Source organism: Streptomyces sp. 796.1, assembly GCF_047525675.1.
In the GTDB taxonomy this organism is placed as follows: domain Bacteria; phylum Actinomycetota; class Actinomycetes; order Streptomycetales; family Streptomycetaceae; genus Streptomyces.
In genome coordinates this window covers 68,366-89,264 of the sequence record NZ_JBLIWA010000011.1, presented here as the reverse complement: position 1 = coordinate 89,264, position 20,899 = coordinate 68,366, and the positions used below count along the sequence as shown (strand labels likewise).

At 72.5% G+C, this 20,899-nt stretch carries 9 protein-coding genes and 1 pseudogene; 9 read left to right on the top strand and 1 reads right to left on the bottom strand.

The genetic code is table 11. The annotated features are described in order from the left end of the window. Nucleotides 1-5: 5 nt before the first annotated feature. Complete coding sequence (locus ACMA1D_RS09975; protein WP_414723510.1) at nt 6-623, top strand: Rv3654c family TadE-like protein; 618 nt, start codon at nt 6-8, stop codon at nt 621-623. Here ACMA1D_RS09975 and ACMA1D_RS09970 read toward each other — a convergent pair. Next, nucleotides 583-3,396: a DEAD/DEAH box helicase gene (locus ACMA1D_RS09970; protein WP_414723509.1), complete on the bottom strand. Its 2,814-nt coding sequence runs from the start codon at nt 3,394-3,396 to the stop codon at nt 583-585. The genes ACMA1D_RS09975 and ACMA1D_RS09970 overlap by 41 nt on opposite strands. Before the next feature lie 54 nt (nt 3,397-3,450). Here ACMA1D_RS09970 and bldG point away from each other — a divergent pair, with 54 nt between their 5' ends. From bldG to tmk, 8 genes and pseudogenes are all read left to right on the top strand, one after another. Next, nucleotides 3,451-3,792, top strand: a complete 342-nt coding sequence (gene bldG, locus ACMA1D_RS09965) for an anti-sigma factor antagonist BldG (protein WP_055472740.1) — start codon at nt 3,451-3,453, stop codon at nt 3,790-3,792. Nucleotides 3,793-3,931: 139 nt separating this feature from the next. Next, a complete protein-coding gene (locus ACMA1D_RS09960) occupies nt 3,932-4,375 on the top strand; it encodes an ATP-binding protein (RefSeq protein WP_414723565.1) in 444 nt (147 codons plus the stop codon). A gap of 1,285 nt (nt 4,376-5,660) precedes the next feature. Next, a complete protein-coding gene (locus ACMA1D_RS09955; RefSeq protein WP_414723508.1) occupies nt 5,661-8,069 on the top strand; it encodes a sodium-translocating pyrophosphatase in 2,409 nt (802 codons plus the stop codon). Nucleotides 8,070-8,789: 720 nt separating this feature from the next. Continuing rightward, complete coding sequence (locus ACMA1D_RS09950) at nt 8,790-9,416, top strand: small secreted protein (protein WP_414723507.1); 627 nt, start codon at nt 8,790-8,792, stop codon at nt 9,414-9,416. A 570-nt stretch (nt 9,417-9,986) separates the two neighbouring features. Continuing rightward, nucleotides 9,987-11,573 (top strand): methyltransferase, encoded by a 1,587-nt coding sequence (locus ACMA1D_RS09945; protein ID WP_414723506.1) that lies wholly within the window; start codon nt 9,987-9,989, stop codon nt 11,571-11,573. Between the two features lie 585 nt (nt 11,574-12,158). Then, nucleotides 12,159-12,356, top strand: a complete 198-nt coding sequence (locus tag ACMA1D_RS09940; protein ID WP_349994786.1) for a hypothetical protein — start codon at nt 12,159-12,161, stop codon at nt 12,354-12,356. Nucleotides 12,357-12,619: 263 nt separating this feature from the next. Further along, entirely contained in the window at nt 12,620-15,514 is a 2,895-nt protein-coding gene (gene topA / locus ACMA1D_RS09935) for a type I DNA topoisomerase (protein WP_414723505.1), read from the top strand. A 450-nt stretch (nt 15,515-15,964) separates the two neighbouring features. Beyond that, nucleotides 15,965-19,966, top strand: a pseudogene (tmk, locus tag ACMA1D_RS09930) (dTMP kinase); the annotation flags it as partial. Between the last annotated feature and the right edge of the window lie 933 nt (nt 19,967-20,899).

The following is a 20,899-nucleotide window of genomic DNA, read 5'->3' as shown; positions in this document are numbered from 1 at the left end:
GGGGGATGGCCACGGTCTGGGCCGCGGTGGCGGCCACGGCCCTGTGCGCGGTGTTCGCCGCACTGCTGACCATGGGTTCCGTGGTGACCGCCCGGCACCGGGCCGGCGGCGCGGCGGACCTGGCGGCCCTGGCCGCGGCCGACCACGCGCTGGAGGGCGAACGGGCAGCCTGCACCCTGGCCGGCCGCGTCGCACGGGCCCAAGGGGCACATCTGGTCCGCTGTGCGGTACGGGGTGAGATCGCCGACCTCACCGTGGAGGTGCCGGCGGCAGGCGTGATGTCAGCCCTGCCGGCGGGGGTATCGGGGAAGTTCGTGCCCCGCGTACGGGCTCGCGCCGGGCCGCCCACCAGCGACCTGCCCGGCCCCACGGCGGGCGACCCCGACCGGGCGCGGACCGCGGGGACCGGGGCGGTCGGCCCCACCCGGAGCCGGGACACACCCCCGCCGGGGCGCGTGGGCGCGCGCAGAGTGGTGGCGCTCGCGGCGGACCCGATACCGGCGCCGGACCGACGGCCCGTCCGGGGACAGCCGGTGCCGCGGGGGAACGAGGGCTCGTCGGCCACTCGTCGAGGGCCGGACGTTACGCCGACGGCGGGTCCACAGCGGATGGCGCCTGGGTGAGGAGTTCGGTGAGGAGCCGTACGGCGGCCTTCTTGTCCAGCGGGTCGTTGCCGTTGCCGCACTTGGGCGACTGGATGCAGGACGGGCAGCCGGAGGCGCACTCGCAGGAGGCGATCGCCTCGCGGGTGGCCGTCAGCCAACGCGCGGCGGTGTGGAAAGCCCGCTCGGCGAAGCCGGCGCCGCCCGGGTGCCCGTCGTAGACGAACACCGTGGGCAGCAGGGTGTCGGGATGCAGGGGCACCGAGACGCCGCCGATGTCCAGGCGGTCGCACGTGGCGAACAGCGGCAACATGCCGATCGAGGCGTGCTCCGCGGCGTGCAGCGCGCCGCCGAGGGCCTCTGCCGTCACCTCGGCACGCTCCAACTGGTCCTCGGTGACGGTCCACCACACGGCTCGGGTCCGCAGCGTGCGCGGCGGCAGGTCGAGCTTCGTCTCACCCAGGACCTCACCGGTGATGAGCTTGCGACGGAGAAAGGAGACGACCTGGTTGGTGACCTCAACTGACCCGAAGCACAGCCTGGCATCGCCCCACGGGATCTCCGCGCTGGTTTCCAGGATGGCGATGCCGGTGGTGTCGCGGGCCGTCGTCGAGTACGGCGGGTTGGCCTGGTCGACGAGGGCGGCCGAGTCCTCCAGATCGAGGTGGCGGACGAGGTACGTACGGCCCTGGTGGAGGTGGACGGCCCCCTCGTGGACGGTGGTGTGCGCTGCGGCGGCGTCCACGGTGCCGAGGAGCCGGCCCGTCGCGGCCTCCACGATCTGGACGGGCTTGCCGCCGCCACCGCGGATGTCGGTGAGGTCCGCGGCGCGCTCCCGGCGGGTCCAGTGCCAGCCGGTGGCGCGGCGGCGCAGCAGCTTCCGCTGTTCCAACTGCGGCAGCAGTCCGGGGGCGGCCGGGCCGAAGAGGTCGAGATCGGCCTCGGTCAGCGGCAGTTCGGCCGCTGCTGCGCACAGGTGCGGAGCGAGCACGTAGGGGTTGTCGGGGTCGAGCACGGTGGATTCGACCGGTTGTTGGAAGAGGGCTTCGGGGTGGTGAACGAGATAGGTGTCCAGCGGATCGTCGCGGGCGACGAGAACGGCCAGCGCGCCCTGACCGGCGCGCCCGGCCCGGCCCGCCTGCTGCCACAGCGAGGCACGGGTGCCCGGATAGCCGGCGAGCAGCACGGCGTCCAACCCGGCGACGTCGACGCCAAGTTCCAGCGCGGTGGTGGCGGCCAGGCCCAACAGTTCGCCGCTGTGCAGGGCGCGCTCCAACGCTCGGCGCTCCTCCGGGAGGTAGCCGCCGCGATAGGCGGCGACACGGTGCCGCAGGCCGGCGGAGACCTCGGCGAGGCGTTCCTGGGCGATGAGCGCGATGAGTTCGGCGCCGCGTCGTGAGCGTACGAAGGCGACCGTACGGGTGCCTTGGACGGCCAGGTCGGTCAGCAGGTCGGCGGTCTCGGCGGTGGCGGTGCGGCGGACGGGGGCGCCACGTTCGCCGTGCAGTTCGGTCAGCGGCGGCTCCCAGAGGGCGAAGACGAGTTCGCCCCGCGGCGAACCGTCCTCGGTGATCTCGACGGGAGTGACGCCGGTGAGACGGGCGGCCGACCGCGCGGGGTCCGCGGAGGTGGCGGAGGCGAGGAGGAAGACGGGCTGTGCGCCGTAGCGGGCGCAGACGCGGCGCAACCTGCGCAGCACCTGGGCGACGTGCGAGCCGAAGACACCGCGGTAGGTGTGGCACTCGTCGATGACGACGTAGCGCAGTGCGCGCAGGAAGGAGGACCAGCGTGGATGGCCGGGCAGGATGCCGCGGTGCAGCATGTCCGGGTTGGTGAGGACGTAGTTGGCGTAGCCGCGGATCCACTCGCGTTCCTCGACGGGCGTGTCGCCGTCGTAGACCGCGGCGCGGACCCGGGTACCGAGCGGCGCGGCGAGTTCGCTCACCGCCCGGCGCTGGTCGGCGGCGAGCGCCTTGGTGGGGGCGAGGTAGAGGGCGGTGGCCCGCCGGACGCCCGTCTGCTTGCCGCCGCGGGCGGTCGCGCCGGCGCGTGCGCCCTGCCGGGCGGCGGCCGTGGTGCGGGGCTGGCCGGGTCGCGGTGGCGCGGCTGCCTGGGCGGGCCGGGCGCCGTCGGCGGGGCCCGGACCTGACTCCGGTTCGGCCTCCGACGCAGGGGCCGGCGTTGCCGCGGCGTGGCCAACGGAGGGGGCACCGGAGCGGGAAACGCCGGAAGCGGGGCGGGAAACGGCATCGGGGCCCGCTGCGCCGGCCTGGCCGCCGGAGGTGGAGGTGGAGGTGGAGGTGGGTGGGGAGGGGGCGGGGGCTGGGAGGCCGGGGGGAGCCGAAGGGCCCGTCTCCGCAGCCTCCGCCCCGACCTCGCCGCCGTCGAGGAGTGCGCTGAGTACGGGCGCGAGGTAGGCGAGCGACTTGCCCGAAGCCGTGCCCGTGGCGACGATCACAGAATCGCCGCGCAGCGCGTGCTCCGCCATCTGGGCCTGATGGCTCCAGGGGCGGTCGATGCCGGTTGCGGAGATGGCGTCGATCACTTCTGGCCGGATCTCCGGAGGCCAGTCGGCATGCCTGCCCGTATGCGGGGGCAAGTGCTCCGTATGAGTGATGCGCGCTGCCCGGTCCACCCCGGCGGCGAGCTGATCCAGCACGGCTCGCGGGGAGCGACGTATCCCGGCGGGTCGCGGGAGTTGATTGTGGGCCATTGACCCAGAGTCTGTCACTGGCGTGGCGGACAATGGGCTCAAGGCGTCGTGCGCGCCTACTGGTAAGTGATTGAATGCCATCGCGGCTGCCGATCCATGGGGGGCGACCGCTCGATGCAAGGTGCTGGAGGTTCCGTGGACCTGTCCCTGTCGACCCGGACCGTTGGCGACCGTACGGTCGTCGAGGTCGGTGGCGAGATTGATGTATACACCGCGCCCAAACTGCGGGAGCAGTTGGTCGAGCTTGTGAACGACGGCAGCTACCACCTGGTCGTCGACATGGAGGGCGTCGACTTTCTCGACTCCACCGGGCTCGGCGTGCTGGTCGGCGGGCTGAAGCGGGTGCGCGCCCACGAGGGTTCGCTGCGCTTGGTCTGCAACCAGGAGCGCATTCTGAAGATCTTCCGTATTACCGGCCTGACCAAGGTGTTTCCCATTCACACCTCGGTTGATGACGCCGTCGCCGCCACCGACTGAGGGTGCCGGTCGCCCCGCCCTCAGGGCGCGGGGTGGAAGATCGTCGTGGCGGGGGGAACCGGGCTGATGGCCCGGCCCCTCCGCGAGTTCGCCCTTTTTGGCTGAGTGGAAGAGGGCAGGTATGACCGAGGGGGATGGCATGGCCACCGTCGAACTTCGTTTCAGTGCCCTTCCGGAGCACGTCCGTACGGCCCGGCTGGTGGCAGCCGCTGTGGCGCGCCGGGCCGGGGTCGACGAGGCAGTGCTGGACGAGGTGCGGCTCGCCGTTGGTGAGGCGTGCTCCCGGGCCGTCGGTCTGCACGTCAGCCATGGCGTGACGGCGCCGGTGCGGGTGGCGCTCACCGAGGAGGAGAAGAGGTTCTCCATCGAGGTGGGCGACGAGGCGCCGCGGGCCGTGACCGCCGGGGACGGCGACGCCACGGCGGGCGGTCCGTCCGGTGAGGACGCCGCGGCCGAGGCTGACGACGAGATGGGCCTCGCGGTGATCAGTGGCCTGGTCGACGACGTCGAGGTGACCTCGGACGAGACGGGCGGCGTCATCCGGATGAGCTGGCCGACGGCCAACGCGTCCGACGCCCTTTGATCCGTACGCCGCTGGCCACTGGCCCTGAGCTGAAGAACTGAGCCGCTCCCGTTGTCGGGTGCGGCTTTTCAGCTTTCTGTACGGGTTTTCTGCGTGAGTGTTTGGGTGGCTGTGGCTGTGGCTGTGGCTGTGGCTGTGGCTGTGCTCTGGCTCTGAAGCTGGCGTGCGTTGTATTGCCTTGGGGTTGTTCGTCGGGATGTGACCGGGTTGGTGGGCGGGGGGCAGTGGAGCGGGGTGTGGCGGGTGATGGCTGGGTTCGTATGTGGGGTGGGTGACTGTTCGGGCGGGCTGGGCGTGTGGTCGTGGTGCTGTGTGGTGCGGGTGTGGGCGGTGGTACGCCTCAGCGTGGGGCGATGGCGTGCTTCGGTGTGGTGATGTGGCCGGTTGGGTGGGGAGTGGGGCGTGGGCCTGCCTGTTTCTGGCCGTTCTTGGTCGTCTTTCTGCCGTTGAGGGGCAGGGCTCGCCCGGGGGCTGGGCGGGGGTGGGGCGAGGTGCGTTGCGCGGGTCGTGGCGTGGTGGAGCCTCGTGTTCGGGACTGCTCGTAGGCGGGGTCAATGCGGCAGTGACGAACGTGGTGGAGGGGTGAGTTGCAGCCGATGTCGGTGCCGCAGGGGGCATAGGGGCGGGTGTGACGCGGGGGGCGCCGTAAGCGTTGCCGAGGCGTGCGTGGTGGCACGGCTGTGCGGCGTGCGGCGTGCGGCTGTGCGTACGGGCTTCGCGGGCCCGTGTGGCCCGGTTGGGTGTTCTTCGCTGAGGTTGCGGGGAAAGGCCCTGCGGCGGCCGGTGGGGCGTGCGGGCGGCGGGCGCGGGGAGGAGAGGGCGCGCGGGAGTGGGGGCCGGCGTGGACGGGTGCGCGGGGTGGGGAGCGGTGGGCGGCGACTGCGCTGACTTCGCGCCCTCTTGAGCCAGGATCATTTCTGGCAAATACGGTCCCGGCGCGGTCGAAGAGCGGACTTTGTGCACGAGTTAGCGTAATGCTTTCAAGCTGTTTGGCTCTGCCATCGGAGCCCTGGGTAAAGCTCTGAGCAGGGGAGTTAATAGGACTCTGAGATCATTTCTCGAAGGTCAGCTTGCATGCTTCTTTCCTTCGTATGGGGGAAATTGTGGCGGCCGAACCATTCGATCACCACTGATGCAGGCGAATTCCCTTTGAGGGGCCCTGTTTTGATCTCGTGTTGATCCCTACAATCCGTCCACATCTTGAGCTCAGGACGCCTGAGCGTGGCGGCTGTTTCGCGGTCGCGAAACGGCTGCGCGCCCATGTGCCAAACGTCAAGGAGGACGAATGGCGGGGCCTGCTACCCCTCATCAGCTAGACCTATCCCCAACCCTGGCTGCTGCCGAGCTGACCGACGGCAACCGGGTGATCGTCCTGGTGATCGCCGCCGTAGCGGTGGCGGCGCTGGCCGTGGCGATGGTGCTCGTACGGCAAGTGCTCGCGGCCGGCGAGGGCACGGACAACATGAAGAAGATCGCGGCTGCGGTGCAGGAGGGCGCGAATGCCTACTTGGCCCGGCAGTTGCGCACCCTCGGCGGATTCGCGGTGGTGGTGTTCTTCCTGCTCCTGCTGTTGCCGGCCGACGACTGGTCGCAACGCATCGGGCGTTCGCTGTTCTTCTTGATCGGTGCCGGATTCTCGGCGGCGACCGGCTATATCGGCATGTGGCTCGCGGTTCGCAGTAATGTGCGGGTCGCGGCTGCGGCGCGGGCGGCGACGCCGGAAGAAGGGCAGCCGAGTAAGGACCTCACCGAGGTTTCGCACACGGCCATGAAGATCGCTTTTCGTACTGGCGGAGTGGTCGGCATGTTTACCGTCGGCCTCGGTCTGCTGGGCGCCGCATCCGTGGTGTTGGTATACGCCGCCGACGCGCCGAAGGTGCTGGAAGGTTTCGGCCTGGGGGCCGCCCTCATCGCCATGTTCATGCGAGTGGGTGGTGGAATCTTCACCAAGGCCGCCGACGTCGGCGCCGACCTCGTGGGCAAGGTCGAGCAGGGCATCCCGGAGGACGACCCGCGCAACGCCGCCACGATCGCCGACAACGTGGGCGACAACGTCGGTGACTGTGCGGGCATGGCCGCCGACCTCTTCGAGTCGTACGCCGTGACCCTGGTGGCGGCGCTGATCCTCGGCAAGGTCGCGTTCGGCGACTCGGGGCTGGCCTTCCCGCTGATCGTGCCGGCCATCGGCGTGGTCACGGCGATGATCGGGATCTTCGCGGTGGCGCCGCGGCGCACCGACCGCAGCGGCATGGCGGCGATCAACCGGGGCTTCTTCATCTCCGCGGTGATCTCGCTGGTGCTGGTGGCCGGCGCGGTCTTCGCGTACCTGCCGTCCTCGTACGCCGATCTGGACGGCATCACGGACCGGGAGATCCTGGCGCACGACGGTGACCCGCGGCTGCTCGCGCTGGTCGCGGTGGCCATCGGCATCCTGCTGGCCGCGCTGATCCAGCAGCTCACCGGCTACTTCACCGAGACCACCAGGCGCCCGGTGCGCGACGTGGGCAAGACGTCGCTGACCGGGCCCGCGACGGTGGTCCTGTCCGGCATCTCGCTCGGGCTTGAGTCGGCGGTGTACTCGGCGGGGCTGATCGGGCTGAGCGTGTACGGGGCGTTCCTGCTCGGTGGTTCGTCGATCATGTTGGCGCTGTTCGCGGTGGCGTTGGCCGGTACCGGGTTGCTCACCACTGTCGGTGTCATCGTTGCCATGGACACCTTCGGTCCGGTGTCCGACAACGCGCAGGGCATCGCGGAGATGTCCGGTGACGTCCGGGACGAGGGCGCCCAGGTGCTCACCGACCTGGACGCGGTGGGCAACACCACGAAGGCGATCACCAAGGGCATCGCGATCGCCACGGCCGTACTGGCCGCAGCGGCGCTGTTCGGCTCGTACCGGGACGCCATCGCCGAGGCGGTGGACGACGTGCACGCCAACGTGGCCGGCGAGATGAACCTGAGCATGGACATCTCACAACCGAACAACCTGGTGGGGCTGGTCTTCGGCGCCGCGGTCGTCTTCCTCTTCTCCGGGCTCGCGGTCAACGCGGTTTCGCGTTCGGCCGGTTCCGTGGTCTACGAGGTGCGGCGGCAGTTCCGCGAGAAGCCGGGGATCATGGACTACTCGGAGACCCCCGACTACGGCCGGGTGGTGGACATCTGCACCAAGGACGCGCTGCGCGAACTCGCCACTCCGGGGCTGCTCGCGGTGCTCGCGCCCATCGCCGTCGGGTTCTCGCTGGGGGTCGGCGCGCTGGGCGCCTTCCTCGCCGGCGCGATCGGTGCCGGCACCCTGATGGCCGTCTTCCTGGCCAACTCCGGGGGCGCCTGGGACAACGCGAAGAAGCTGGTGGAGGACGGTCACCACGGCGGCAAGGGCAGTGAGGCGCATGCCGCGACCGTCATCGGCGACACCGTGGGCGACCCGTTCAAGGACACGGCAGGGCCGGCGATCAACCCGCTGCTGAAGGTGATGAACCTGGTTGCGCTGCTGATCGCGCCGGCCGTCGTCAAGTTCAGTTACGGGGACGACGCGAGCCCGGGGCTGCGCGCCGGCATCGCCGTGCTGGCGAGCCTGGCCATCGTCCTCGCGGTCTACCTCTCCAAGCGCCGCGGCATCGCGGTCGGCGACGAGAGCAGTACCAGCAACAACGCCGAACGCACGGCGAAGAGCGCCGATCCCGCGGTGGCTTCCTGAAGCACGCGGCGCACACCGGCTCGGGCCCGCGGAGCGCGATCGGGGCTCGTGCGCCGGGCCGGCGCGTGCAGGGTGTACGGGGCGTGCGCCTCGTATGCGTGTGAGTGTCGCGTACGCCGTGTCCGCCCGTGCGTTCGCCGGGCATCTCGCCCCCGGTGCCCGGTCGCTGCGGTGGCGGGGCGGCGGCTCTGCCCGGCGGGGCGCCGGGGGAGTGGCGTAGGTGGTGGCCCGGCCCGCGTGGAGCGGGGTCGGGCCACTGCCAGTTGGGCTGCGCCGCCTGGTCGGCCGCGCGGCGGAGGGCTGTGTGGGCCGCCGGCGGCCCGGGCGGCCCGTTCTCCGCCACCGCACTGGCAGTCCGGCGGTGCTCGGCGCGGTGCGGAGCTGTGGCGGTGTGATGGGGTGGCGGGTTGGTGTCATGGCGGTTTGACGCCACCTCGTAGCGGGGTGGCGTTGGTACCGGCGTAACGGGAGGGCGGGTCGCGCGCGTTGGCGTGGGCCCGCCCCCGTTGCTGTTGGCGGAGGTGGCGGCGGGGCGCGGCAGTACGTCGGTGGCGGGTGGGGTGGTAAGGCGGTACGGGAACGTACGGGGCCGGTCGGCCGTCCGTATGGCGAGGCGAACGCCACGCCCAGTGCGGTGGAAATAGCCGTAATAGGGTGCATAAGGGATGCTCGACTCGTAGCTCTCGCTGTGGGGGCGTGTAAGTTCCGGGGCCGAGGGCCATGGAAGGGACCAATCCGGTGAACAAGAAGCTTGTGGCGGCACTGTCCGGCGGTGCGGCACTGGTACTGGCGCTGACCGGCTGCGGCGGTGATGACGGCGACGACAGTAAGAAAAAGGTCGAAAGCTGGGCCGAAAAGGTCTGTAACGGAGCGCAGCCACAGCTCAAGAAGATCAAGGATGCCAACGCGGCGATCCAGGGCGCAGCGGACGAGCCGGACTCCCTGAAGCTCCAGCGGACGGACTCCATGGCCTTCCAGCAGATCTCCGACGCGTACCGGGCGCTGGGCACCCTGGTCAAGGACGTTGGCGCGCCTCCGGTGGACGGCGGGGACAAGTCGCAGACCGACGCGGTCAAGGAGCTCAACGCCACGTCCCGCGCGTACGCGGACCTGAAGAAGACCGTCGACGAGTTGGACACGAAGAACAAGTCGAAGTTCGCCGAGGGCCTCAACGGCATCGCCGCACAGCTCGACAAGCTGAGCAAGAGCGGCGACGGCGCGTTGAAGCGGCTGCAAGAGGGCAAGGTCGGCGAGGCCATGGCCAAGCAGGAGGGGTGCAAGCGCGTGAACACCGGCGCGTCGGCTCCGTCCGTCACCACCAACGAGCCGGCCGGCGAATCGTCCTGACGGCGTCTCGGCGTCTCGGGGCCCCGGGACATGGGGGGCTTGCGGTCCTGGTTTCTCGGCGTTCGGGTCTCGCCGCGTTCCGCTGTTCCGCGTTCTGGTGACTCGGCGGCCGACGGCCCGCCGGAGCGCCTGGCAGCCCCGCCGGAGCGACGTGCCGGCGCGCTGCGGGCGCCCGGAACGGCGCTGTGCCGGACGCCCCGCGCCCCCGGACTCCTGCGGAAGCCCGGCGTGCGCGGGCGGCGCCCAGCCGGTGCGGCGCCCCTGTGGCGCCCCTACGGTGACCGTGCGGCACCGGCCCACCCGCCAGGTGGCGTGCGGAATCCGCAGCTCACCCATGGTCCGCGGGCCGGCCCACGCGCCGCCGGCTGCTGAACCTCGATGCCGCCCTGCGCTCGCCGCGAGCGCGGGCGAGGGCCCTGCGCGTGCGGATTGACGGTCCGTACGAACGCGGAACGACGGTCGTACGGGCGGCATCGACGCCCCGCGAGAGCGGCGGCACCACGGGCCCGGCGCCCCGCCACACCCGGCGCGGCGCCGGGCCTTCCTCGATTGTCAGTGGTTGCCCTGACAATGGGGACCGTGAGTACGCACCACTTGCCGACCGTCCATCCGCAGCGCATCGAACGCCTCCGCGGCGCGCTGCTCTCCGCCGACTTCACCGCCGATGGTCTCCTCGACCTGCTGGGCGCCCCGGCCTACGCCGCCCTGGGGCGCAGCGAGACCGTTCCCGCGCTGCGGGCCACCGGCGGGGACGGGGCGCTGGAGACGCTGGTCCGACTCTTCCTGCTGCAACGCCCGGTGGCGGCCGAGCGGGCCGCGGCCGTGCTCCCGGTCGACGACTGCCTCACCGACGGCTGGTTGGTGCGTGCCGGGAGCGGCGGTGCGGTGCGGGCCAGCGTGGACGTGCGGCCGTACGGCGGTCCTGACGGCGAGGACTGGTGGATCGTCTCCGACCTCGGCTGCGCGGTCGGGGGCGCCGGCGGAATCGCCGCCCACTCGGGGGCGCACGCCGGCGGGACCGAGGCCGTTGATACAGGTCAGGGCGGTGTGCCCCGCTCGGAGCTGGTGTTGGGCGTGGGTGGCGCCTCCACCACGCTCGCCGGGATCACGGTGCGCGGGCCGGTGGGCCGGGTGCTCGACCTGGGCACCGGGTCCGGCATTCAGGCGTTGCACGCCGCGCAACACGCCACGAGCGTGACGGTGACGGACCGCAATCCGCGCGCCCTTCAGTGCGCGCTGCTCACGCTCGCCCTGTCCGGTGCCGCCGCGCCGGACGCGCGCGAGGGTTCGCTGTTCGAGCCGGTGCGCGGCGAGGCGTACGACCTGATCGTCTCCAATCCGCCGTTCGTCATCTCGCCCGGCGCCCGGTTCACCTATCGGGACGGTGGCATGGGCGGCGACGACCTGTGCCGGACGCTGGTGGAAGGGGCCGCCGAGCACCTGACGGACGGCGGGTACTGCCAGTTGCTGGCGAACTGGCAGCACGTGGCGGGCCAGGACTGGCGGGACCGGGTCGCCGGCTGGGTGCCGCAGGGGTGCGACGCCTGGATCATCCAGCGCGAGGTGCAGGACGTGACGCAGTACGCGGAGCTGTGGCTGCGCGACGGCGGTGACCACCAGGGCGACCCGCAGGCGTACGCGGAGCGGTACGACGCCTGGCTGGACGAGTTCGCGGCCCGTAAGACCACGGCCGTCGGCTTCGGCTGGATCACGCTGCGCAAGTCCGGCGCCGACCGCCCCTCGGTGATCGCCGAGGAGTGGCCGCACCCGGTGGAGCAGCCGCTGGGCGGGGCCGTCCGGGCGCACTTCCAGCGCCAGGACTTCCTGCGGGCCACGGATGACGCGGGGCTGTTGGCGACCCGCTTCCGGCTGGCGCCCGAGGTGGTGCAGGAGCAGGTCGGGCTGCCGGGTGCGGAGGACCCGGAGCACGTGGTGCTGCGGCAGAACCGCGGGGTGCGGCGGGCGACGAAGGTGGACACGGTGGGGGCTGGCTTCGCCGGGGTCTGTGACGGCTCGCTGAGCGCCGGCCGAATCCTGGACGCCATCGCCCAACTGCTCGGGGAGGACCCGGTGCAACTGCGCGACCGTACGCCGGAGGCCATTCGGCTGCTGGTGGAGCAGGGCTTTCTGGAACCGGTGGGGGAAGCGGGGGCGTAGGGGGAGGGGCGCGGCGGGCGCGTTGGGGGACGGTTGGGGCGGCAGGGAGCACGGTGGGGGCGGAGCCGGAGCACGCCGCCGAGGCCGGGAGCGGCCGGCGGGCTCGGGCCGGCACGAAGGCGCTCCGGAAGACGACGGGCAGCGGGCTCCCGGGCGAGCCTGACGGAGGGGGCGGGATGGGGCACGGACCCGAGGACGATGAAGAAAACCCCAGGTGGGGAGAGGAGGAGAGGGCGTGGCAGCCGTCGTAGGCGGGGCGGCGGGGACCTGCTCGGCGGCGGGGGCGGGGTTGCGACCGGAGCCGCGATCGGGGCCGTGGCCGATGCCGGTGGGTGCGCGGCCCGCTGCCCGGTCGGGGCGGCGGCCCGGCGGTCGGTGCGGCGTCTCGGTGATGGGCGGCATAGCCGTCCCTGGCGGAAGGTGATCGTCGACGGGGCGCGGCGGGCGCGTGGAGCCAGGGGCTGGACCCGGCCGAGGCTCGGCCGAAAATGAGCGGCGGCCGGCTCGGGCGCGGCAGCGGGCTGCGTGTGAGGACGTTCACGTGGCGTTCGTGCGAAAGCCGCGCTCGCGTGCCACCCTCCTCGTATGGAGAGTGGACCCGCAGTCTTCGCCGGTACAGCATTCGCGCTGTTCGGCGTCGGGCTGCTGCTGTGGACGGCAGTCCGGCTGCGGCAGCGCCGGCCCGTTCTCGACGGTTCGCATCCGACGACCGCAGCGGTCCTCTCCACTGTTCTCGGTGCCGCCGCGCTCACCGGCGGAATCTGGTGCCTCGGCTCGATCTGAGCGGCTCATCGACCCGGCGGAGTGCTGGCCCGTGCGGCATGCAGCACGCTTGTCGGGTTACCGTGACAGCGCCTAGGCGGTGCGCGGCTGAGGAGTGGCGAGGCGACCATCGGCTTACCCTTCGAGTGGCGTTGCGGGCTTTTTCCGTTTGACACCGGGGCGGGAGGTACCGTCACACTCCGCAGCGTCACCGTATTGCCACTGCGAGCACCGTACGCGTGGTAGCCCAGGCCACCGAGCGTCGACCGGAGAGAAGAGCGAAGTTGTCCCCGACCAGCGAGACCGCGAAGGGCGGCAGGCGACTCGTGATCGTCGAGTCTCCTGCCAAAGCGAAGACGATCAAGGGCTACCTCGGCCCTGGATACGTGGTCGAGGCGAGCGTCGGACACATTCGAGACCTGCCGAACGGCGCTGCCGAGGTCCCCGCGAAGTACAAGGGTGAACCCTGGGCGCGCCTCGGTGTGAACGTCGACGCCGACTTCCAGCCCATCTATGTCGTCAACCACGACAAGAAGGACCAGGTCAAGAAGCTCAAGGAGCTGCTGGCCGAGTCGGACGAACTCTTCCTCGCCACCGATGAGGACCGCGAGGGCGAAGCCATCGCGTGGCATCTGCAAGAGGTCCTCAAGCCCAAGGTCCCGGTGCGCCGGATGGTCTTCCACGAGATCACCAAGGACGCCATCCGGGCCGCCGTGGCCAACCCGCGCGAGCTCAACCAGCGGCTGGTCGACGCCCAGGAAACCCGCCGCATCCTCGACCGCCTCTACGGCTACGAGGTCTCGCCGGTGCTGTGGAAGAAGGTCATGCCGCGGCTGTCGGCGGGCCGTGTGCAGTCGGTGGCCACCCGGTTGGTCGTGGAGCGGGAGCGGGAGCGCATCGCGTTCCGCTCCGCCGAGTACTGGGACCTGACCGGCACCTTCGCCACCGGGCGGACCGGCGACGCGAGCGACCCCGGCACGCTGGCCGCGCGGCTCGCCTCGGTGGACGGCCGCCGGGTCGCGCAGGGCCGTGACTTCTCCTCGACCGGGCAGCTCAAGGACGGTTCCGCCGTACTGCACCTGGACGAGGCGCAGGCCCGCGCGCTTGCCGCGGCGCTCGCCGACACCCAGTTCGCGGTGCGCTCGGTCGAGTCCAAGCCGTACCGCCGCGCCCCGTACGCCCCGTTCCGTACGACCACACTCCAGCAGGAGGCCAGCCGCAAGCTGGGCTTCGGTGCCAAGGCGACCATGCAGGTGGCGCAGAAGCTGTACGAAAACGGCTTCATCACCTATATGCGTACCGACTCCACGACGCTCTCCGACACGGCGATCAACGCCGCGCGGGCGCAGGTCACGCAGTTGTACGGGGCGAACTACCTGCCCGACAAGCCGCGCAGCTACGCGGGCAAGGTGAAGAACGCGCAGGAGGCGCACGAGGCGATCCGCCCGTCGGGCGACCGGTTCCGCACGCCCGCGGAGACCGGGCTGACCGGTGACCAGTTCCGGCTCTACGAGCTCATCTGGAAGCGGACCGTCGCCTCGCAGATGAAGGACGCGGTCGGCAACTCGGTGACGGTGCGCATCGGCGGACTGGCCAGCGACGGCCGGGACACCGAGTTCACCGCGTCCGGCAAGACGATCACCTTCCACGGCTTCATGAAGGCGTACGTCGAGGGCGCCGACGACCCGAACGCCGAGCTCGATGACCGCGAGCGCCGGCTGCCGCAGGTCGCCGAGGGCGACCGGCTGACCGCCGAGGAGATCTCGGTCGACGGCCACGCGACCAAGCCGCCGGCCCGCTACACCGAAGCGTCGCTGGTCAAGGAGTTGGAAGAGCGCGAGATCGGCCGCCCGTCCACGTACGCGTCCATCATCGGGACCATCCTGGACCGGGGCTACGTGTTCAAGAAGGGCACCGCGCTGGTGCCGTCCTTCCTGAGCTTCGCCGTGGTCGGACTGCTGGAGAAGCACTTCGGTCGGCTGGTCGACTATGACTTCACGGCCAAGATGGAGGACGATCTCGACCGCATTGCGGCCGGTCAGGCCCAGTCCGTGCCGTGGTTGCGACGCTTTTACTTCGGTACTGATCAGGACGCCGGTCAGATCGCGGGCGACGCCGCTGCGACGCCCGGCACCGGTGCGGACGGCGACCACCTGGGCGGGCTGAAGGAGCTGGTCACCGACCTCGGTGCGATCGACGCCCGCGAGGTCTCCTCGTTCCCGGTCGGCAACGGCGTGGTGCTGCGGGTCGGCCGGTACGGCCCGTACGTGGAGAAGCCCTCCGACGTCGAGGGCGAGCCGGGCCAGCGCGCGGACGTGCCCGCCGACATGCCGCCGGACGAGCTCACGGTCGAGTACGCGGAGGAGCTGCTGGCCAAGCCCAGCGGCGACTTCGAACTCGGTACGGACCCGGACACCGGGCGTCAGATCGTGGCCAAGGACGGTCGGTACGGACCGTATGTGACCGAGGTGCTGCCCGAGGGCACTCCGAAGACCGGCAAGAACGCGGTCAAGCCGCGCACGGCATCGTTGTTCAAGTCGATGTCGCTGGACACGGTCACGTTGCAGGATGCGCTGAAGCTGATGTCGCTTCCGCGGGTCGTCGGCGTCGACCCGCAGGGCGGCGAGGAGATCACCGCGCAGAACGGACGCTACGGCCCGTATCTGAAGAAGGGCACCGATTCGCGGTCGATCGAGTCCGAAGACCAGATCTTCTCGATCACGCTCGATCAGGCGCTGGCCATTTACGCACAGCCCAAGCAGCGCGGCCGGGCCGCGGCCAAGCCGCCGCTGAAGGAGTTGGGTACCGACCCGGTGAGCGAGCGGCCCGTGGTGGTGAAGGACGGCCGGTTCGGCCCGTACGTCACCGATGGCGAGACCAACGCCACGCTGCGCCGCGACGACGATGTCGAGACCATCTCGCCCGAGCGCGGTTACGAGCTCCTCGCGGAGAAGCGTGCCAAGGGGCCGGTGAAGAAGACGGCCAAGAAGGCGCCGGCGAAGAAGGCCGCCGCCAAGAAGGCCCCGGCGAAGAAGACTGCGGCCAAGAAGACGACGGCGGCCAAGAAGACCACCGCGAAGAAGACGACCGCCAAGAAGACGACGGCGTCGGCGACGAAGGCCACGGCGGCGAAGAAGACCGCGGCGGCGGCGAAGTCGTCGGGCGAGGCGGCCGAGTAGTCCACCCGTACGGCGCGGCCCCGCCGCTGCTCGCAGCGCTGCCGGCACTTCCGGCGCCTGCGCCGCATCGCCTCCGGCCCCCGCCCGCGCGTTCCGACGCGTGGGCGGGGGCTTCGGGTTGGTTGGGCTTGGGGTTGGGCGTGTGGGGTGGCTGGGCCCGGCGGGCCGCCCTCGTCAACGGCCCGGGTGCTGATGTGCGTGTGGGTGGGGGCGGGGCGGGAGTGGCCGGAGGCGCGCGGACGGCGCGGCGCGCGACGCCGTACCGCGTTCGAACGGGCGTTCGCGGCGGGTTCGGGGCGTGCGATGTGCCGTCGCGCCCCTTCGCGGAGGGTTTGCGCGACGGTTTTGTTGCTTTGTGGGCGACTTGTTCCACGCAAATCCGTGACGGAGCCCCGGGCGTGTGTTCGGGCGCGGGCACGGCAATTCGTGTGACCCCGATAGGCTGGCTGGATGACGCGAACCGAGCAGCCAACGGCCGTCAACCCCTCAGCCGACGCTCTCGTCACGGACTCCCGCGAGCGCGCCGTACGAGCGTTGCTGCATTTCCCGCCGCTGCGCCGACTGTGGAGCGCGCAGTTCGTCAGCGGCATCGGCGATGCGCTCTCCGTACTGGTGCTGCTGGCGCTGTCGTTCCAGGCGGCCGTCGCGGCCGGCTCGTTCGGCGGCGGCTACCGTGGCGTGGCGCTGGCCGTGGCCGCGGTGTTCGGCGCCAGGCTGCTGGCGACGCTACTGTTCGGCGCGGTCCTGCTCGGGCCGCTGGCCTCGCTCATCGGCCCGGCCGGGCCGCTCGACCGCCGCTGGACCATGATCGGCGCCGACGGCGTACGGCTGGCGCTGCTCGTGATCGCCCCGCTGTGGATCGACTGGATGCCCTCCGACGCCCTGGCGTCGTTGCTGGTCACGGCGTTCGTGGTGGGGGTTGCCGAGCGGCTGTGGACGGTGGCCAAGGACGGAGCGGCACCCGCGCTGCTGCCCGCGCCGCCGCCCGAGGGCGCCGCGGTCCGACCGCTTCCCGACCATCTCGACGCGCTGCGCAGGCTCTCGCTCCGCACCACCGCGGTGACGCTGCCGATCGCCGCCGCGGGCATGATCGCCATCACCCTGGTCAGCAATCTGCTGGGCTCCGGCATCGACTGGTTCCACCAGCACCAGCCCGCGCTCGCCTCGTACGTGGCCGCCGGGCTCTTCGCCGCCTCCGTGACCGTCCTCTACTTCATCGAACTGCCCGGCGCGCAGGCCACGCGTGCGCGCTCCCCGCTGGAGGGGCTGCGCCGGCCCAAGGCGCCGGTGCGCGGGGCGGCCGACGCCGGCGGTGTCCGCGCCACCGCGCCCGACAAGGGGCGCACGGGAGCGCTCGGGGTCCTGGTGGCGGCCTGCGCCGCGGTGGCCGGGGCGATGGCTGCGGCCTTCGGCGTCACGCCGCTGCAAGCCGCTGACCTCGGTGGCGGGCCCGTCGGGTTCGCCCTGCTGGCGCTCATGATCGCGGGCGGCCCGGTGATCGGGGTGCGCTGCGCGCCGCGGGTGCTGCCCACGCTCTCCCGTCGCCGGCTGTTCGCCTTCGCGATCGCGGCAACCGGACTCGCGCTGCTCGCCACCGGCCTGGTCCCGGACCCGGCGACCGTACTGGCGCTCGCGCTGCTCGCCGGCGTCGCGGCCGGCATCGCGGCCAATACCGGCCACACGCTGCTCGACCAGGAGACGGAGGAGACGCGCCGGCTGCGGACGACCGAGCACCTGCACGCGGTCGTCCGGGTCGCGCTCGCGCTCGGCGTCATCAGCGCCCCGCTGCTGGCCGCTGCGATCGGCCCGCACCGTTTGCAGAACGGCGACTTCGTGTTTGCGCACGGTGGCGCGGCGTTCACGCTGATGCTGGTCGGCGCGCTGCTGTTGCCGGTCGCGGCGCTGGTGCTGGGCAAGACCGACGACCGGCAGGGCGTACCGCTCCGCCGTGACCTGCGCGATGCGGTGCTCGGTGGCGAGCCCGCCCAGGCCCCCGCCGCGAGCGGCTTCTTCCTCGCCTTCGAGGGCGGCGACGGGGCGGGCAAGTCCACCCAGGTGGCGGCGGTCGCGGAGTGGATCCGCAGCAAGGGCCACGAGGTGGTGGTGACGCGCGAGCCCGGCGCCACCGCGATCGGCAAGCGGCTGCGGTCGATCCTGCTCGACGTCGCCAGCGCGGGCCTGTCCCACCGCGCGGAGGCCCTGCTGTACGCGGCGGACCGCGCGGAGCACGTGGACTCCGTCGTACGGCCGGCCCTGGAGCGCGGCGCGGTCGTCATCTCGGACCGCTACATCGACTCGTCGGTGGCCTACCAGGGTGCCGGCCGTGACCTGTCTCCGACCGAGATCGCCCGCATCTCCCGATGGGCGACGGACGGCCTCGTTCCGCATCTGACGGTGCTGCTGGATGTCTCCCCCGAGGCCGCCCGCGAGCGGTTCACGGAGGCGCCCGACCGGCTGGAGTCGGAGCCGGCCGAGTTCCACCAGCGGGTACGGGCCGGCTTCCTCGCCCTGGCCGCGGCCGACCCCGCGCGCTACCTGGTGGTCGACGGCGGCCAGGAACCGGAAGCGGTCAGTACGGTCGTACGGCACCGCCTCGACCACGTCCTGCCGCTCTCCGAGGCCGAGATCCAGGCCCGCGAGGAGGCCCGCAGGAAGGCCGAGGAAGAGGCCCGCCGCAAGGCCGAGGAGGAGGCTGCGCGCAAGGCCGAGCAAGAGCGGCTGGAGCGCGAGCGCGAGGAGCAGTTGGCCAAGCTGCGGGCCGAGGAAGCGGAGCGCAAGCGCCGCGAAGCCGAGGAGGCCGAGCGCCGGGAGGCGGAGCGGCAGGCGGAGGAGGCGCGGCAGCGGGCCGAGGAGGCGCGCCGGCTCGCCGATGAGGAGCGCGAGCGCCGGGAGGAAGAAGAGCGCGTCCGCCAAGCGGAGGAGCGGGTTCGGCAGGCGGAGGAAGCGCGTCGCCGCAGGCAGGAGGCGGAGGAGGCCCGGCTGCGTGCCGAGGCCGAGGAGCGCCGGCTGGAGAAGCAGCGCAAGGCCGAGGAGGCGTTGCTGCGCGCGGAGCGGAGCCGGCTGGCCGCGGAGGCCGCGGCGTTCCAGGAGTCGGGCGTGGGGCAGCCCGCGGCGGGGGCACCGTCGGCGCCGCCGGAAGCGCGGTCGCAGTCGGGCACGGGCGCGGCGCCTGCGGGCGATGCGCCGAACGTGCCGACGCCGACCGTGCACCTCGCCGGCTTGCGCGGGGAGAAGGCGGCGCGGAGCGCGGCGGAGCCGGTGCGTGAACCGGAGGGTGAGCCGGCGAGCGAGCCGGTCCGGCGGTCGGCCGGTGGCCGGGAGACCGCTGCGGCGGATGCGCCTGTTGATGGTTCTGCGGAGGCCGGGGCTGGGGCTGGGGCGTCAGGTTCGGCTGCGCCGACTGCTCCGGCTGGGGCGGACGAGGCCGGCGCGACGGCCGAGACGACCGGCGACGCGGACGCGACGACTGGTTCCACGGGTACGGGTACGGGCGCTGGTACGGCCGAGGGCGCCGCGGGCCGTGCGGGCGCGCAGGCGCGCAAGGCCGCGCGCGGGGGATCCGCCCCCGATGCGACGGACACGGTGGAGACGCCGCGGGTGGACCCGCGGGTGCCGCGTGCGGAGGCCCCAGCCCCGCGGACCACAACCGATACGGACGACGCGACGTGGCTGCTGCCGCGCGTACGCCCCGATGAGCCCGCCCCGGCGCGCGACGCGGATAAGGCGCGCCCTGCCGCAGCCGTGCGGGACGACAGCGGCGCCGAGGATTCCGGCGAGACGCGCGTGACCGCAGGGGCAGGGCACTCCGACGGGTCGCCGGATGCACGCGCGGCGGAAGAGCGGCAGGAGCGGACTCGGGAGGTAAGCGAGGCACGCGAGGCAGGCGAGCCCGAGCAGGCGGCCGGCGGCTGGGACGGTGAGGAGACCACGCAGCTCCCGACGCCGTCCCGAGCGGACGCACCCGCGCCGGAGGACGCCGCGCAGGGCACGGGGGCGGATGCCGCTGCGGGCGCCACGGACGAGACGACCGTGCTGCCGCTGCTGGGCGCGGAGGAGACGACCGTCCTGCCCATGCCGGGCTCCGACGAAACCGCCGTACTCCCGGTGCTGGGCGCGGGGGGCCCGGAGCGGCGCACCGAGCGCCCTGCGGATCCCGCGGACCGCGTGCCCTCGTGGCTGTTCCGCCCCGAGTCCGCGACCGATGCACCCCGCCCGCCCGTTGCGGATTCCGGCAACGAGCGCACCCGTGAGCTGCCGAAGTACGACCCGACGCGGGCCGAAGCCGGCCGGGCCACCGAGCCCGACGCGTACCAGCGGCCGGCAGATACGGGCCAGGCCGGGCGGTCGGACGCGCCGCGCCCCGGGCGCCCGCGGCCCCGCCCCGAGTGGGCCGAGGAGACCCCGTTGGACGACCTGCCGTCGCTGGCTGACGAACTGCTCGGCCCGCACGACGGCCCCGACGGCGGCTACGACGTCCACTACGGCACCCCGCACCAGCCCGGTTACGGCAGCGGCGGCCACGACCCGGCACCCGAGGCACCGCGGGCGCCGCAGCCGGGCCCGGACGGAAGCAGTGGCGCTGGCAGCTCTGGCGGGTCGGGTGGTTCCGGGAACGCGCCGCGTACCGGCCGCAAGGGCTGGGGCCGCAAGCGCTGATCCGCCGGACCGAACAGCCACATCGGACCCGGACGCCGACCGCGTCCGGGTCCGATGTGCGAGGTGGGGACGGGGCGCGGGTTGCCCAAGGCCGGGGTCGGGGCCGGGGCTGCGCGCCGGTCCGGCCGGGGTGGGGGCGCGGCGGCGCCCGCGGGCGTCATGCGACGTGCCCGCGCGCCAAGCCGCCAGTGTCGTCTCACGCGGGGCGGCGTGCTGTGGCGTGCCAGGGCGCCGCAGCGGCAGGCAGCGGATTGGCCGACCACGTCGCAAGGGACGCGCCGCGGGCGCCGTAACGGACTGCGCCAAGGGACTGCGCCGGCCAGGCTGCGCCACGACGGCCCGCGCCCCGGCGCAGCGCACCGCCGTGCGGCGAAATGCGACCTGGTCCGGGCGCGGGCCCGAAGAGCCTCCGCAGTAATGGGCGAGAACCATGTGCCGTCATGCGCGCACCGTCATGGTGGCGGCCCGCCGGCCCCGTACGGCGCGCCAAGAGATGCCGCTCCGGCCCCGCCCCGGCCCGCACCGCCGTCGATCACCGACCGTTCTCGCAGGTCACCGCCGCGCCGGCGGAATTGTCAGTGCCGTACTCCACAATGGTGGGCGTACCGGGCGACCAGGTGCCGCAGGCCGGGGGCGACGCCCCGTCGGCCGGCCGTGGGCGTCCGGCGCGGCAGGGGAATCGGCCGGGGCGGGGAGGCGGGCATGAGTGCGGTGGTGTGGGGTGCGGCC

Coding starts and splice junctions, on each gene's coding strand:
- ACMA1D_RS09975 (WP_414723510.1), top strand. CDS start 6: ATGGCCACGGTCTGGGCCGCGGTGGCGGCCACGGCCCTGTGCGCGGTG.
- ACMA1D_RS09970 (WP_414723509.1), bottom strand. CDS start 3,396: ATGGCATTCAATCACTTACCAGTAGGCGCGCACGACGCCTTGAGCCCA.
- ACMA1D_RS09960 (WP_414723565.1), top strand. CDS start 3,932: ATGGCCACCGTCGAACTTCGTTTCAGTGCCCTTCCGGAGCACGTCCGT.
- ACMA1D_RS09955 (WP_414723508.1), top strand. CDS start 5,661: ATGGCGGGGCCTGCTACCCCTCATCAGCTAGACCTATCCCCAACCCTG.
- ACMA1D_RS09950 (WP_414723507.1), top strand. CDS start 8,790: ATGGAAGGGACCAATCCGGTGAACAAGAAGCTTGTGGCGGCACTGTCC.
- ACMA1D_RS09945 (WP_414723506.1), top strand. CDS start 9,987: ATGGGGACCGTGAGTACGCACCACTTGCCGACCGTCCATCCGCAGCGC.
- ACMA1D_RS09940 (WP_349994786.1), top strand. CDS start 12,159: ATGGAGAGTGGACCCGCAGTCTTCGCCGGTACAGCATTCGCGCTGTTC.